This window comes from Pediococcus acidilactici (assembly GCF_016127815.1).
Classification (GTDB): Bacteria; Bacillota; Bacilli; order Lactobacillales; family Lactobacillaceae; genus Pediococcus; species Pediococcus acidilactici.
The window spans coordinates 236,728-250,747 of sequence record NZ_CP066046.1 but is presented as its reverse complement, the minus strand read 5'-3'; the positions used below and the strand labels follow the sequence as shown (position 1 = coordinate 250,747).

The window sequence follows — 14,020 nt, the reverse complement described above, 5'->3', positions numbered from 1 at the left end:
TTAGTTACGAATAAACCCGATGTATTCTCGTTTCATCATTAGACCTTCAAGTTGGTCAAACAACTGAATTGCAACTCCGACCACGATTAGTAAGCTTGTCCCACCTAATCCAATTGATTCATCCAAACCAAAGATGTTAGATGCAAGTAACGGAATTAACGCAACTAAACCTAAGAAAAGTGCTCCGACTACGCTCAACCGAATCAAAAGACTCGAAACGTAGCTTTGCGTTTTCTTCCCAGGCCAAACACCTGGGATGTAACTGCCCTGCTTTTGTAAATTCTCCGCTAATTTTTCGGGATTAACCTGAACAAATGCGTAGAAGAACGTGAACAAGACGATTAACACGGTGTATAAGATTGCGCCATCCGTCGTTTGCATATTAAACACGTTGGTCAAGATATTGTACCAATCATCTTCTGAATGAGATGAAGCAAACGCCATTAAGATGGTCTGGGGAGTTGAAATAAACGAACTAGCAAAAATTACCGGAATAACTCCCGCAACGTTAACTTTTAATGGTAAGTAACTGCTGTCAGATGCACCCGAAGCCCGGCGTGTATATTGGATTGGAATTTTACGGCTTGCTTGTTGTACCCAAGTTACGAAAATAACAATGGCTAAAACAGCAAGTAAAATTAATCCAACATACAAGAAGCTTTGGCCCCACTGACTTTTCGGCGTATTAACAAACTGTTCAGTATAAATTTGTTGAATTCCAGTTGGTGTCCGGGCAATGATCCCTGCGAAGATGATCATTGAAACCCCTTGACCAATACCCCGTTCTGTAATCATATCTCCTAACCAAGTTGTTAACATCGTTCCCGCTGTTAAAATCAACCCGATGGTTAAGAAGGTGTGTACATTTGGTGTTTCAACTAAATTCATTTGACTCAAGTAGTTAAAACCAGCAGTGATTCCGATTGATTGCGCAAAAGCAAGGACGATTGTTAACCACCGGGTTGCTTGATTAAGCTTCCGACGGCCAACCTCACCTTGCTTACTCCATTCCACAAATTTTGGAACAATGTCCATTTGTAACAATTGAACAATAATTTGTGCCGTAATGTATGGAGAAACTCCCATTGCGAAAATGGAGTAGTTTGTCAATCCGCCACCACTAAAGGTATTAAGAATTCCAACTAATCCCGAAGAGGAAATGCTTTGCAAAGCATGCGCATTAACTCCCGGAACGGTGATGTATGATCCTAACCGAAATACAATCAAAATACCAAGTGTGAAGAATATCTTATGACGGATATCCTTCACTTTTAAAGCATTGATGACGGTTGAAAACATTAAATCACCTCGGTCTTACCACCAGCAGCTTCGATTGCCTTTACAGCACTCGCAGAGAATTTTTGAGCTTTAACAGTGAATTTCTTTGAAACTTCACCATTACCGAGAATTTTAACACCGCTAAGTTGTTTCTTGATGATACCAGCCTTAAGCAATGCTTCAGGTGTAATTTCAGCACCTTCGTCAAATACGTTAAGTGCATCAAGATTAACAATTGCGTATTCTTTGCGGTTAATGTTTGTAAAACCACGTTTTGGAATCCGACGGTAAAGAGGCATTTGGCCACCTTCAAAACCTAAACGAACTTTTCCACGTGCCTTTTGTCCCTTTTGACCACGACCAGCTGTCTTACCGTTACCGCTTGAATCACCACGGCCGATCCGCTTGCGGCTAGTCCGTGAGCCTTCGCTAGGCTTTAATTCATTCAACTTCATGCAAGGAAACCTCCAATCTTACAATATTATTTTACTTCTTCGACTTCGATTAAGTGTGCAATGTGGAAAATTGCTCCACGAGTTGCCTCATTGTTAGGTAGGACAACCGAACTGTTAACCCGGCCAAGACCTAATTCCTTAACAATTTTTCTTTGTTTAGGGAGGCGATGTGCGGCACTTTTAATTAATGTAACTTTTAATTGTGACATCAGAATATCCTCCTTATTCAGCTAAATGATCGACTGAAACCCCACGTAGGGCAGCAACTTCTTCTGCATTACGCATGCTCTTAAGGCCTTCAAAAGTAGCACGGATAACGTTAACTGGAGTGTTTGAACCCAAACGCTTACTTGTAACATCATCAACACCGGCTAATTCCATAACGGCACGAACAGCACCACCAGCAGTAACTCCAGAACCTTCAGCAGCTGGCTTCATCAGAATCCGTCCACCACCGTAAACACCGATGGCTTCGTGAGGGAGAGTTGTTCCAACGATTGGAACTTCGATCAAACTCTTACGTGCAGTTTCAACTGCTTTACGGATTGCTTCTGGAACTTCTTGAGCTTTACCAGTACCAAAACCAACATGACCGTTCTTGTCACCAACAACGACTAAAGCAGCAAAACGAAGACGACGTCCACCTTTAACAACCTTTGTAACCCGGTTGATGGCAACTACGCGGTCTTCCAATTCCAATTTTTCTGGATCGATAAACTTAGACATGTACGTATTTCCCTCCTATCCTTAAAATTTAAGTCCGTTTTCGCGAGCAGCTTCAGCTAAAGCTTGCACACGACCATGGTAAAGGTATCCACCACGATCAAAAACGACATTTTCGATTTTCTTTTCAACAGCTCTCTTGGCAACCAAAGCACCAACTTGTGCAGCAGCTTCAGTCTTTGAGCCACCTGAAACTTCGCTATCTAATGTTGAGGCACTAACTAGCGTTACACCCGCTACGTCATCAATTACTTGAGCGTAGATGTTTTTGTTAGAACGATATACATTTAAGCGTGGGCACTCTGCAGTACCAGAGATTTTTGAACGAATACGTGCGTGACGACGTTGACGTTTCTTATTCTTATCTGGTTTTGAAATCAAAATTTTCACCTCATATTTTTAAATTATCAGCTAACTATATCAAGCTGCTAGATTACTTACCTGTCTTACCTTCCTTGCGGCGAACGTATTCACCAACGTAGCGAACCCCTTTACCTTTGTAAGGTTCTGGTGAACGTACGGCACGGATTTCAGCGGCAAAATCACCAACACGTTGCTTGCTAATTCCACTGATATTAATGTGTGTGTTGTCAGGTACTTCTACCTTAAGGTCTTCAGGAGCTTCCATTTCAACTGGGTTTGAGTAACCTAGATTCAAAACAAGCTTCTTACCTTTAAGTTGAGCACGGTAACCAACACCGACTAATTCGAGTTTCTTTTCGAAACCGTTGGTTACTCCTTCAACCATGTTGTTAAAGTTAGCGCGTGTAGTACCATGTAATGCGCGCATCTTGTTATCATCGCTTGGACGATCAAATGTAACAACATTTCCTTCAACGTTCATTTTAATATCCGCACTCATTGTGCGTGTTAATTCACCCTTAGGTCCTTTAACAGTAACGACGTTTCCGTCTTGTTTAATTTCAACACCAGCTGGAACTTCAACTGGTTTTCTACCGATACGGCTCATTGAACGGCACCTCCTTATCTAAAAAATTACCAGATGTAAGCTAATACTTCTCCACCGATTTTCTTAGCGCGTGCTTCTTTATCTGTGATTACACCTTCAGAAGTTGAGATGATTGCGATACCCAAACCATTCAACACCTTCGGAACTTCATCAGCTTTTACGTATGAACGTAATCCAGGTTTTGAAATACGCTTCAAACCAGAGATAACTCGTTCGTTGTTCTTTCCATATTTTAGGAATACACGAATGATGCCTTGTTTGTCATCGTCAATATATTCAACATCTTTGATAAAGCCTTCGTTCTTAAGAATTTCAGCAATATCCTTCTTAATTTTTGATGCAGGTACTTCTAAAGATTCGTGACGAACCATGTTCGCATTACGAATACGAGTAAGAAAGTCTGCAATCGGATCTGTCATAGACATTCAGTATTACCCTCCTTTAACTCTGATTTCTTTTTACCAACTAGCTTTCTTCATACCAGGAATTTGTCCTTCATGAGCTAATTCACGAAGGCAAATACGGCATAAATGGAATTTACGGTATACAGAGTGTGGACGGCCACAACGTTCGCAACGAGTATATGCTTGAGTTGAGAACTTAGCAGGACGTTCACTCTTTACAACTAATGATTTTTTAGCCAATTTGTTTGCTCCCTTCGCTTACTTTTCAAATGGCATTCCAAATTCTGCCAATAATTCACGTGATTCTTCGTCAGTGTTTGCTGTCGTAACGATTACGATATCCAAACCACGAACACGGTTAACATTATCAAAATCGATTTCTGGGAAAATCAATTGTTCGCGAACACCTAATGTGTAGTTACCGCGGCCATCAAAGGCAGTACGGCTAACACCGTGGAAATCACGAACTCGAGGTAATGAAACGTTGATCAACTTGTCTAAGAAGTCATACATTCTTTCACCACGAAGTGTAACTTTGGCACCAATTGACATACCTTCACGAAGACGGAATCCAGCAATTGACTTTTTAGCCTTTGTAACAAGTGGCTTTTGTCCTGAAATAAGTGCTAATTCAGCAACAGCTTCATCAAGGTTCTTTGAGTTAGCAACTGCATCACCAACACCCATATTCAAAACGATTTTTTCAATCTTTGGTACTTGCATAACTGATGTGTAGTCAAATTTCTTAACTAGATCAGGTGTAATTTCGTTAACGAACTTTTCTTTTAAACGATTTGCCATGAATTTATTTTCCTCCCTCCGTTTAGATTACTTGTCGATACTTTCGCCAGTTTTTTTAGAAACACGAACTTTTTTACCATCAACAACCTTGAAGCCAACCCGAGTTGGTTCATTAGTTGATGGATCGATAAGCATTACGTTTGAAACATCGATTGGTGCTTCAATATCAAGAATTCCACCTTGAGGATTTGCATTGTTAGGCTTTTGATGTTTTTTAATCATGTTAATGCCTTCAACAACAACACGGTTCTTTTTAGCAAGTGTTTGTTTGATGGTACCTTCCTTGCCCTTGTCTTTTCCGCTGATTACGCGAACTTTGTCGCCAACTTTTACGAACATTTAATGGCGCACCTCCTTCGTTATGATGGTCGATTACAATACTTCAGGAGCCAAAGAAACAATCTTCATGTAGTCCTTATCACGTAATTCACGTGCAACTGGGCCAAAGATACGTGTTCCTTGTGGACTCTTATCATCTTTAATTAATACTGCAGCATTTTCGTCAAATTTGATGTATGAACCATCAGCACGATGTGCGCCTTGTTTTGTACGAACAACAACCGCTTTGACAACGTCACCTTTTTTGACAACGCCACCTGGTGTTGCTTGTTTAACCGTAGCAACCACAACGTCACCAATGTAACCAAATTTAACACGGGAACCACCCAATACCTTAATAACCAACAGTTCACGTGCTCCAGAATTGTCAGCAACTTTCAAACGACTCTCTTGTTGGATCACAGTTAGTGTCCTCCCTTCAATTTTGTATCAGAATACGAAACATGAGCTAGATAATAACTGCTTTTTCAACGATATCAAGCAAACGGAATCTCTTTGTTGCAGACAAAGGTCTTGTTTCCATGATTGTTACGATATCGCCCTTCTTTGCAGCGTTATTTTCGTCATGTGCCTTATATTTCTTTGAGTACTTTACACGTTTACCGTAAACTGGATGTGTCTTGTAAGTATCGATTTGGACTGTGATAGTCTTATCCATCTTGTCAGAAACTACGCGTCCTTGGTAAACCTTTCGTGCGTTACGTTCTTCACTCATTGACTAAGTCCTCCCTTCGTATTCTTTTACTTGTTTAATTCTTGTTGACGTAGAGCAGTTTTGATCCGCGCAATGTTCTTGCGAACAGCTTTAAGGCGAGCAGTGTTTTCAAGTTGGCCAGTTGCCAATTGGAAACGTAGGTTGAATAACTCGTCCTTGTACTCTTTTTCCTTGTTGATCATTTCGTCAGTGGTTAATTCATTAATTTCTTTAGCCTTCATCTGATTCGCCACCTACTTCCTCGCGTGCGATAATCTTTGTCTTAACAGGAAGTTTCATAGCTGCCAAGCGAAGAGCTTCGCGGGCAACTTCTTCAGGAACACCTGCAACTTCAAACATAACCTTTTCGCGTTTTACTGGTGCAACCCAGCCTTCTGGAGTACCTTTACCATTACCCATACGAACACCCACACCTTTAGATGTGTATGATTTATGAGGGAAAATCTTAATCCAAACTTTACCGCCACGCTTCATGTAACGCGTCATTGCGATACGAGCAGCTTCAATTTGGCGGTTAGTAATCCATGATGAAGTCAATGCTTGTAAGCCGAATTCACCAAAAGTAACTGTCTTACCGCCTTTAGCGGCACCACGCATCCGTCCACGATGTTCGCGACGATGTTTTACTCTCTTAGGTACTAACATGCTTATTTCCCTCCTTGTTCTTTAGAGTTGTTATTAGCTTCCTTTGCTTCAGGTAAAATTTCACCACGGTAAACCCATGTTTTAACACCAAGTTGACCGTATGTAGTACGAGCTTCAACCCAAGCGTAATCCACATCAGCACGTAATGTGTGAAGAGGAACCTTACCTTCGGAATAGTGTTCTACACGTGACATGTCGGCTCCGTTTAGACGACCTGCAACTTGTGTCTTAATACCTTTAGCGCCGGCACGCATTGAGCGTTGCATAGCTTGTTTCATAGCACGACGGAATGCAACCCGTCCTTCTAGTTGAGCAGCAATGTTTTCACCAACAAGTTTTGCTTCAAGATCAGGTTTCTTGATTTCAACGATGTTGATGTGAACACGTTTGCCAGTTAATTCATTTAGTTGTTTACGCAACTTTTCAACTTCTGATCCACCTTTACCGATAACCATACCTGGTTTTGCAGTGTGAATTGAAATGTTAACACGATTTGCAGCACGTTCAATTTCAACAGTAGATACGGAAGCATCAGTGAGTTGCTTTGCGATAAATTCACGAATCTTGATGTCTTCGCCAAGGAACTTAGCAAAGTCTTTATCAGCATACCATTTTGCTTGCCAATCACGAATGACACCAACACGGAATCCATTAGGATTTACTTTTTGACCCACGCGTTATCCCTCCTATTTTTCTGATACTACAACTGTAATATGACTTGTCCGTTTGTTGATTGGTGATGCCGAGCCTTTAGCACGTGGACGGAAACGTTTCAACGTTGGTCCTTCGTTAACAAAGACTTTGCTAATTACCAAATCTTCACGATCCAAATCAAAGTTATTTTCAGCATTCGCCACTGCAGACTTCAATACCTTTTCTACGATAGGTGAAGCACTGCGCGGTGTAAATTTAAGAATTGCAAAAGCTTCAGCGACACTTTTACCTCTGATAAGATCGACTACGAGACGAACCTTACGAGCGGCAATCCGAACAGTCTTTGCAGTTGCCTGTGCAGATGTTACTTGTTCAGCCATGATTCATCCTCCTTACTTTCCAGATGTCTTTTTGTCGTCGCCACCGTGACCACGGAATGTGCGAGTTGGAACAAATTCGCCAAGCTTATGACCAACCATATCATCTTGGATATAAACTGGAACATGTTTTCTACCATCGTATACAGCGATTGTGTAACCGATGAAACTTGGAAAAATTGTTGAACGACGTGACCATGTCTTGATAACTGATTTCTTTTCTTGATCTTTTTGTGCATCGATCTTCTTCAAAAGATGTTCATCAGCGAATGGTCCCTTTTTTAAACTACGACCCATTAATTTGACCTCCTTCGAAAACTGTTCTAGATATTACCTAAGCGACCGCGTTTACGACCACGAACGATAAATTTGTTTGACTTGTTATGTTTGTTACGAGTCTTCTTACCAATTGTTTTCTTACCCCATGGAGAAAGTGGAGATGGACGTCCGATAGGTGCCTTACCTTCACCACCACCATGTGGATGATCGTTAGGGTTCATTACAGAACCACGAACGTGTGGACGTTGACCAGCGTAACGGTTACGACCAGCTTTACCAACGTTGATTAATTCGTGTTCTTCGTTACCTACAGCACCAATTGTGGCACGGTTTGTAGCAAGAATCATGCGAACTTCTGAAGATGCAAGACGAACAAGTGCATACTTGCCTTCTTTACCAAGTAATTGAGCTGATGTACCAGCAGAACGAACAAGTTGTCCACCCTTACCTGGTTTTAATTCGATATTGTGGATAACTGTACCAACAGGAATGTTTGCAAGTGGTAGCGCGTTACCTACTTTAATGTCGGCTTCAGGTCCAGATTGAACTTGGTCGCCAACTCTTAAACCTTTAGGAGCAATGATGTATGATTTAACACCATCAGCGTAAACAAGCAATGCAATGTTAGCTGAACGGTTTGGATCATATTCGATTGCCTTAACTGTTGCTGGCACATCGTCTTTAATCCGCTTAAAGTCGATGATCCGGTATTGACGCTTGTTACCACCACCACGATGGCGAACCGTCATCCGACCGTAGTTGTTACGACCAGCTGAATGGCTTTGAGATTCCAACAATGACTTTTCTGGACGCTTCTTTGTGATTTCAGCGTAGTCCAATTGTGTCATGCCACGACGAGCATTCGTTGTTGGCTTAAATTTCTTAATCCCCACGTTGTTTCCCTCCTATTTTTTATTCTTCACCAAATAATTGGATTTCTTTTGAATCTTCTGAAAGTTGAACGATTGCCTTACGACGCTTCTTTGTGTAACCAGCGTAACGGCCTTGGCGCTTCAACTTACCTTTAACATTCATAATGTTAACCTTGATTACCTTAACATCAAAGATCTCTTCGATAGCTTTCTTAACTTGAGTCTTTGTAGCACGAGGATCTACGTCAAACGTGTAACGCTTGTCGTCAATCAACGCCATGGATGCTTCGGTAACAACTGGGCGTAAAATAATATCACGTGATTCCATTATGCTAGAGCCTCCTCTACTTGAGAAAGAGCCTTTTGTGTAATGACAAGTTTGTCGCTATTCATAATATCTAAAACGTTGATACCAGTTGGTTCAACAATTTTTACGTTAGATAAATTACGAGCAGCCAATACAGCACTTTCGTTATCTTCTTCAAGAACTAATAGAGCTTTCTTTTCAACATTAAGTTTGCTTAATGATTGAGCAAAGTCCTTTGTCTTTGGAGTTTCGAACTTAAATTCATCAACAACAACCAAGCTTTCATCCAATACCTTTTGTGAAAGTACTGACTTCAATGCTAAGCGACGCATTTTCTTTGGAATGCTGTATGCGTATGAACGAGGAGTAGGTCCGAAGACAATTCCTCCGCCACGCCATTGTGGTGAACGAATTGAACCTTGACGAGCACGTCCAGTACCCTTTTGACGCCATGGTTTCTTACCACCACCACGTACAGCACTACGATTCTTTACTGCGTGTGTTCCTTGGCGCATAGATGCACGTTGCATAACTACGGCTTCAAAGACCACATCGTTGTTGGGTTCAATACCGAAGATGTCGGCATTTAATTCAACGGTTCCGTTTTGAGTTCCGTCTTGTTTGAATAATGATACGTTAGCCATTTATTGGTCCTCCTCTCTTATTTAGATGTGTTTTTTACAGTACTCTTAACAACTACGTATGACTTCTTAGCGCCAGGTACGTTACCCTTAACCAAAAGTACGTTGTTTTCTGTATCTGCCTTAACGATTTCTAGATTTTGAATTGTAACTGTCTTGTTACCCATGCGACCTGGTAACTTCTTACCTGGGAACACGCGGTTAATAATTGCTCCCAATGAACCAGGACGACGGTGGTAACGAGAACCGTGCGCCATCGGACCACGACGTTGACCGTCTTTTTTGATAACACCTTGGAAACCATGTCCCTTAGTTGTACCAGTTACATCGACGAAGTCACCTGCTTCAAAGATGTCTGCTGCGATCTTGTCTCCGACTTTAACATCTTCCCCAAGCTCAACATCTCTGATTTCGTGAATGAAGCGCTTAGGATTTGTATTTGCTTTTGCTACGTGGCCTTGTTCAGGTTTGTTACTCAATACTTGACGCTTGTCGTCAAAACCTAATTGAGCTGCTGCATAACCGTCGTTTTCAACAGTCTTAAGTTGCAATACAACGTTAGGAGTAGTATCGATTACTGTAACTGGGATTAATTCACCAGCTTCAGTGAAAACCTGTGTCATTCCGACCTTCTTACCTAAGATTCCTTTTGTGGTCATTAGTACACCTCCGTTTGTGCTTTAAAATTATAATTTGATTTCGATATCTACACCGCTTGGCAAGTCAAGCTTCATCAAAGAATCAACTGTCTTTGGTGTAGGGTTAACGATATCAATCAAACGCTTATGTGTGCGCATTTCAAACTGTTCACGAGCCTTCTTGAATTTGTGTGGAGAACTCAAAACAGTGTAAACTGTGCGTTCTGTTGGCAATGGGATTGGACCCGAAATTGTTGCACCAGTGCGTTTTGCTGTTTCAACAATCTTGTCAGCAGATTGATCTAAAATACGATGTTCGTAAGCCTTAAGGCGAATACGAATTTTTTGTTTTGCCATTGTGTTACCTCCCTCGTCTATTTTAGAAATAAGACTTGCTCCGTGAAAATTACCGCCACACCCTGTGGCAAAGCGGCCGGGTGTGTCGCAACCTTTCACATCAACGCTCTGCTTATACACCACCGTGGGGAGGGCAGCATGCCCCCTCGTTTTTACACGGTACTTGATTATGATACATGAAAAATGCCCCCGTGGCAAGGGCATTTAGCGATTTTTTTGCAAAAAAAGAAGTTCCCTTCCCTAACGCTTTAAACGTTAAAAAAGAGAACTTCGATTTTAGAAATTATTCAGCTTTTCCGCCATTTTTCTTGATAATTTCTTCTTGGATTGACTTTGGAACTGGTTCGTAGTGATCAAAGGTCATTGTAAATGTACCACGACCTTGTGATGCAGAACGAAGCGTAGTTGCATAGCCAAACATTTCTGAAAGTGGAACAAATGCGTGGATTTCTTCAGCACCAGCAATTGCTTCCATACCTTCAACACGACCACGACGAGCAGTTACTTGACCCATGATATCACCCATGTATTCTTCTGGAACACGGATTTCAACCTTCATAACTGGTTCTAAGATAACTGGTGCAGCCGTCTTAGCAGCTTCCCGTAAAGCGATTGAAGCAGCAACCTTGAAGGCAGCTTCACTAGAATCGACTTCGTGGTAACTACCATCGTATAACTTAGCCTTCAAGTCAACTAATGGATAACCAGCAAGAACACCGTTATTCATAGCTTCCTTCAAACCTTGTTCAACTGATGGAATGTATTCACGAGGAACTACACCACCAACGATAGCGTCTTCGAATTCGAATCCTTTACCTTCTTCGTTAGGTGTGAATTCGATCCAAACATCACCATATTGACCTTTACCACCAGATTGACGAACAAACTTACCTTGAGCAGAAGTTTGTTTTGTAAATGCTTCACGGTAAGAAACTTGTGGAGCACCAATCTTAGCTTCAACGTTAAATTCACGCTTCATCCGGTCAACGATGATATCCAAGTGAAGTTCACCCATTCCGGCGATAACTGTTTCCCCAGTTTCTGGGTTAGTTTCAGCACGGAATGAAGGATCTTCTTCAGCAAGTTTTTGTAAAGCAACGTCCATCTTATCTTGGTCAGCCTTTGATTTTGGTTCAACGGCAACTTCGATAACTGGTTCTGGGAATTGCATTGATTCCAAGTGTAATGGATGATCTGGATCAGTTAAAGAATCACCAGTAGTAGTATTCTTCAAACCGATTGCGGCAGCGATATCACCAGAGAATACTTCTGGGATTTCTTGACGTTGGTTAGAGTGCATTTGTAGCAAACGACCAACCCGTTCACGCTTGTTCTTTGTAGCATTTAATACGTATGAACCAGATTCCAAAGTACCTTGGTAAACACGGATAAATGTCAAACGACCAACAAATGGGTCAGTAGCAACCTTAAATGCCAAAGCAGCAAATGGCTTGTCGTCGCCGGCAATCAATTGAACTTCTTCACCAGTATCAGGATCTGTAGCACCGTATGGCTTAACATCCAATGGAGATGGTAAGTAATCCACAACAGCGTCTAACATCATTTGAACACCCTTGTTCTTGAATGCTGAACCAGCAAGTACTGGGAACAATTCAAGTGACAAAGTACCCTTACGGATAGCAGCTTTGATTTCATCAGTAGAAATTTCTTCACCGCCAAGGTATTTTTCCATGATGTTTTCGTCAACGTCAGCTAAAATTTCAAGCATTTCGCCACGACGTTTTTCAGCTTCTTCCTTGTATTGGTCAGGAATTTCAACGGTATCCCATTCAGTACCTAATTCGTCTTCATCATACAAGTCGGCCTTCATTTCAACTAAGTCAATAACCCCTTCAAAGTCATCTTCGGCACCGATTGGCATTTGAATTGGTAAAGCATTAGCTTGAAGACGGTCACGTAATGATTGTACGGAGAAGTCGAAGTTAGCACCGATCTTATCCATCTTGTTAGCAAAAACGATCCGGGGAACGTTGTAATCAGAAGCTTGACGCCAAACTGTTTCAGTTTGTGGTTCAACCCCTGCTTGTGCATCAAGAACGGCTACCGCACCATCAAGCACCCGGAGAGAACGTTCAACTTCGATAGTGAAGTCCACGTGTCCTGGGGTATCAATGATGTTAATCCGGTGGTCTTTCCATGCTGCAGTTGTAGCAGCGGATGTGATTGTGATCCCACGTTCTTGTTCTTGTTCCATCCAGTCCATTTGTGAAGCACCATCATGGGTTTCACCGATTTTGTGGATTTTACCTGTATAGTACAAGATTCGTTCGGTTGTGGTAGTCTTACCAGCATCAATGTGAGCCATGATACCGATGTTACGAGTCTTTTCTAAAGGAAACTCACGTTTGTTAGCCATTATTTAAAGTTTCTCCTTCCAATGAAATCAATTAATAGCCTGTTAGAAAAAATGACTACTATATGCATCCATATAATAGTCATCAATGGTTGCAACAAGTAATTGCAACGACTGAATTTTACCAACGATAATGTGCAAAGGCACGGTTAGCTTCAGCCATCTTATGTGTATCTTCACGTTTCTTAACAGATGCACCAGTGTTGTTAGCAGCATCCATGATTTCACGTGCAAGACGTTCTGACATTGTGTGTTCACCACGGAGACGAGCGTAGTTAACTAACCAACGTAAACCAAGGGTTGTACGACGGTCTGGACGTACTTCGATCGGAACTTGGTAGTTAGAACCACCAACACGACGAGCCTTAACTTCAAGGACAGGCATGATGTTGTTCATTGCTTCTTCGAATACTTCAGTTGGTTGAGAACCCGTTTCCTTTTCGATAATATCGAAAGCTTTGTATAGAATCTTTGAAGCTTTTCCACGCTTACCATCTAACATTAAACGGTTGATTAAGCGTGTAACAAGCTTTGAGTTATAAATTGGATCTGGTAATACTTCGCGTTTTGGTGCTGGACCTTTTCTTGGCATTTATACACGACCTCCTTACTTCTTAGGCTTCTTTGTACCGTATTTAGAACGGCTTTGTTTACGATCAGTAACCCCTGCTGTATCAAGTGCACCACGGATAACATGGTAACGAACACCAGGTAAATCCTTTACACGTCCACCACGGATCAAGACAACACTATGTTCTTGAAGGTTGTGACCAATACCAGGAATGTATGCTGTAACTTCGATCAAGTTAGATAAACGAACACGAGCATACTTACGCAAAGCTGAGTTAGGCTTCTTAGGTGTCATAGTACCGACACGTGTTGCAACTCCGCGTTTTTGAGGAGCTGGATTATTAACTTGAGACTTCTTCATGCTGTTGTAGCCGTAGTTCAAAGCTGGAGCCTTTGACTTCGAGCTTTGAGAACGACGACCCTTACGAACCAATTGGTTAATTGTAGGCATCGATGTTTCTCCTTCCAAATAATTGAAAAATAATTTAAGTATTTTTAAGTACACATATCCAGGCGGTTCTTTTTTTGCTATAAAAAAAGATGGCCAGGACGGGTACCAGGGCTAACGTTTCCAGTCAGCATGTCTGCATTTGCGCAGAGAACCTGTCCACAAAAAGCACC

25 protein-coding genes are annotated in these 14,020 nt (G+C 41.6%); all 25 read right to left on the bottom strand.

Annotated features, from left to right (window positions below; genetic code table 11):
- Window positions 1-1,299, bottom strand: a complete 1,299-nt coding sequence (secY, locus tag I6H64_RS01270; protein WP_002832252.1) for a preprotein translocase subunit SecY — start codon at window positions 1,297-1,299, stop codon at window positions 1-3.
- Entirely contained in the window at window positions 1,299-1,733 is a 435-nt protein-coding gene (gene rplO / locus I6H64_RS01265; RefSeq protein WP_002832253.1) for a 50S ribosomal protein L15, read from the bottom strand. Before rplO ends, secY begins: the two co-directional genes overlap by 1 nt.
- 26 nt (window positions 1,734-1,759) lie before the next feature.
- Entirely contained in the window at window positions 1,760-1,942 is a 183-nt protein-coding gene (rpmD, locus tag I6H64_RS01260; protein WP_002832254.1) for a 50S ribosomal protein L30, read from the bottom strand.
- Window positions 1,943-1,955: 13 nt separating this feature from the next.
- Window positions 1,956-2,459 (bottom strand): 30S ribosomal protein S5, encoded by a 504-nt coding sequence (gene rpsE, locus I6H64_RS01255; protein ID WP_002832255.1) that lies wholly within the window; start codon window positions 2,457-2,459, stop codon window positions 1,956-1,958.
- A 21-nt stretch (window positions 2,460-2,480) separates the two neighbouring features.
- The gene (gene rplR, locus I6H64_RS01250) at window positions 2,481-2,846 is read right to left on the bottom strand and encodes a 50S ribosomal protein L18 (protein ID WP_004166087.1); all 366 of its coding nucleotides are present in this window, start codon (window positions 2,844-2,846) and stop codon (window positions 2,481-2,483) included.
- 43 nt (window positions 2,847-2,889) lie between these two features.
- Window positions 2,890-3,426, bottom strand: coding sequence for a 50S ribosomal protein L6 (rplF, locus tag I6H64_RS01245; RefSeq protein ID WP_002832257.1), 537 nt, complete (start codon window positions 3,424-3,426; stop codon window positions 2,890-2,892).
- Between the two features lie 26 nt (window positions 3,427-3,452).
- Window positions 3,453-3,851, bottom strand: coding sequence for a 30S ribosomal protein S8 (gene rpsH, locus I6H64_RS01240; RefSeq protein WP_002832258.1), 399 nt, complete (start codon window positions 3,849-3,851; stop codon window positions 3,453-3,455).
- 33 nt (window positions 3,852-3,884) lie between these two features.
- The gene (locus I6H64_RS01235) at window positions 3,885-4,070 is read right to left on the bottom strand and encodes a type Z 30S ribosomal protein S14 (RefSeq protein ID WP_002832260.1); all 186 of its coding nucleotides are present in this window, start codon (window positions 4,068-4,070) and stop codon (window positions 3,885-3,887) included.
- A gap of 18 nt (window positions 4,071-4,088) precedes the next feature.
- Window positions 4,089-4,631, bottom strand: coding sequence for a 50S ribosomal protein L5 (gene rplE, locus I6H64_RS01230; protein WP_002832261.1), 543 nt, complete (start codon window positions 4,629-4,631; stop codon window positions 4,089-4,091).
- A gap of 27 nt (window positions 4,632-4,658) precedes the next feature.
- Window positions 4,659-4,970, bottom strand: a complete 312-nt coding sequence (gene rplX / locus I6H64_RS01225) for a 50S ribosomal protein L24 (protein ID WP_002832262.1) — start codon at window positions 4,968-4,970, stop codon at window positions 4,659-4,661.
- Between the two features lie 33 nt (window positions 4,971-5,003).
- Window positions 5,004-5,372, bottom strand: a complete 369-nt coding sequence (gene rplN, locus I6H64_RS01220; RefSeq protein ID WP_002832263.1) for a 50S ribosomal protein L14 — start codon at window positions 5,370-5,372, stop codon at window positions 5,004-5,006.
- A 46-nt stretch (window positions 5,373-5,418) separates the two neighbouring features.
- Window positions 5,419-5,685, bottom strand: a complete 267-nt coding sequence (gene rpsQ, locus I6H64_RS01215) for a 30S ribosomal protein S17 (protein WP_002832265.1) — start codon at window positions 5,683-5,685, stop codon at window positions 5,419-5,421.
- 26 nt (window positions 5,686-5,711) lie between these two features.
- On the bottom strand, window positions 5,712-5,906 hold the full coding sequence (gene rpmC / locus I6H64_RS01210) for a 50S ribosomal protein L29 (protein WP_002832266.1): 195 nt from the start codon (window positions 5,904-5,906) through the stop codon (window positions 5,712-5,714).
- Complete coding sequence (gene rplP, locus I6H64_RS01205) at window positions 5,896-6,330, bottom strand: 50S ribosomal protein L16 (RefSeq protein ID WP_002832268.1); 435 nt, start codon at window positions 6,328-6,330, stop codon at window positions 5,896-5,898. The genes rpmC and rplP overlap by 11 nt, the downstream gene beginning before the upstream one ends.
- Before the next feature lie 2 nt (window positions 6,331-6,332).
- Window positions 6,333-7,004 carry a 30S ribosomal protein S3 gene (rpsC, locus tag I6H64_RS01200; protein ID WP_004165509.1) on the bottom strand — a complete coding sequence of 224 codons (672 nt, stop codon included), beginning with the start codon at window positions 7,002-7,004 and terminating at the stop codon, window positions 6,333-6,335.
- A 12-nt stretch (window positions 7,005-7,016) separates the two neighbouring features.
- The gene (gene rplV / locus I6H64_RS01195; RefSeq protein WP_002832270.1) at window positions 7,017-7,364 is read right to left on the bottom strand and encodes a 50S ribosomal protein L22; all 348 of its coding nucleotides are present in this window, start codon (window positions 7,362-7,364) and stop codon (window positions 7,017-7,019) included.
- A gap of 12 nt (window positions 7,365-7,376) precedes the next feature.
- Window positions 7,377-7,658, bottom strand: coding sequence for a 30S ribosomal protein S19 (rpsS, locus tag I6H64_RS01190; RefSeq protein ID WP_002832271.1), 282 nt, complete (start codon window positions 7,656-7,658; stop codon window positions 7,377-7,379).
- A gap of 26 nt (window positions 7,659-7,684) precedes the next feature.
- A complete protein-coding gene (rplB, locus tag I6H64_RS01185; protein WP_008842370.1) occupies window positions 7,685-8,533 on the bottom strand; it encodes a 50S ribosomal protein L2 in 849 nt (282 codons plus the stop codon).
- A gap of 19 nt (window positions 8,534-8,552) precedes the next feature.
- On the bottom strand, window positions 8,553-8,840 hold the full coding sequence (gene rplW, locus I6H64_RS01180; RefSeq protein WP_002832273.1) for a 50S ribosomal protein L23: 288 nt from the start codon (window positions 8,838-8,840) through the stop codon (window positions 8,553-8,555).
- Window positions 8,840-9,463, bottom strand: coding sequence for a 50S ribosomal protein L4 (gene rplD, locus I6H64_RS01175; protein WP_002832274.1), 624 nt, complete (start codon window positions 9,461-9,463; stop codon window positions 8,840-8,842). Before rplD ends, rplW begins: the two co-directional genes overlap by 1 nt.
- A 17-nt stretch (window positions 9,464-9,480) precedes the next feature.
- Entirely contained in the window at window positions 9,481-10,119 is a 639-nt protein-coding gene (gene rplC, locus I6H64_RS01170) for a 50S ribosomal protein L3 (RefSeq protein WP_002832275.1), read from the bottom strand.
- Between the two features lie 27 nt (window positions 10,120-10,146).
- A complete protein-coding gene (gene rpsJ, locus I6H64_RS01165) occupies window positions 10,147-10,455 on the bottom strand; it encodes a 30S ribosomal protein S10 (protein WP_002832277.1) in 309 nt (102 codons plus the stop codon).
- Window positions 10,456-10,738: 283 nt separating this feature from the next.
- Entirely contained in the window at window positions 10,739-12,832 is a 2,094-nt protein-coding gene (gene fusA, locus I6H64_RS01160) for an elongation factor G (RefSeq protein WP_008842369.1), read from the bottom strand.
- Window positions 12,833-12,950: 118 nt separating this feature from the next.
- Window positions 12,951-13,421, bottom strand: a complete 471-nt coding sequence (gene rpsG / locus I6H64_RS01155; protein WP_002832280.1) for a 30S ribosomal protein S7 — start codon at window positions 13,419-13,421, stop codon at window positions 12,951-12,953.
- A gap of 15 nt (window positions 13,422-13,436) precedes the next feature.
- Window positions 13,437-13,850 carry a 30S ribosomal protein S12 gene (gene rpsL / locus I6H64_RS01150; protein WP_002832281.1) on the bottom strand — a complete coding sequence of 138 codons (414 nt, stop codon included), beginning with the start codon at window positions 13,848-13,850 and terminating at the stop codon, window positions 13,437-13,439.
- Between the last annotated feature and the right edge of the window lie 170 nt (window positions 13,851-14,020).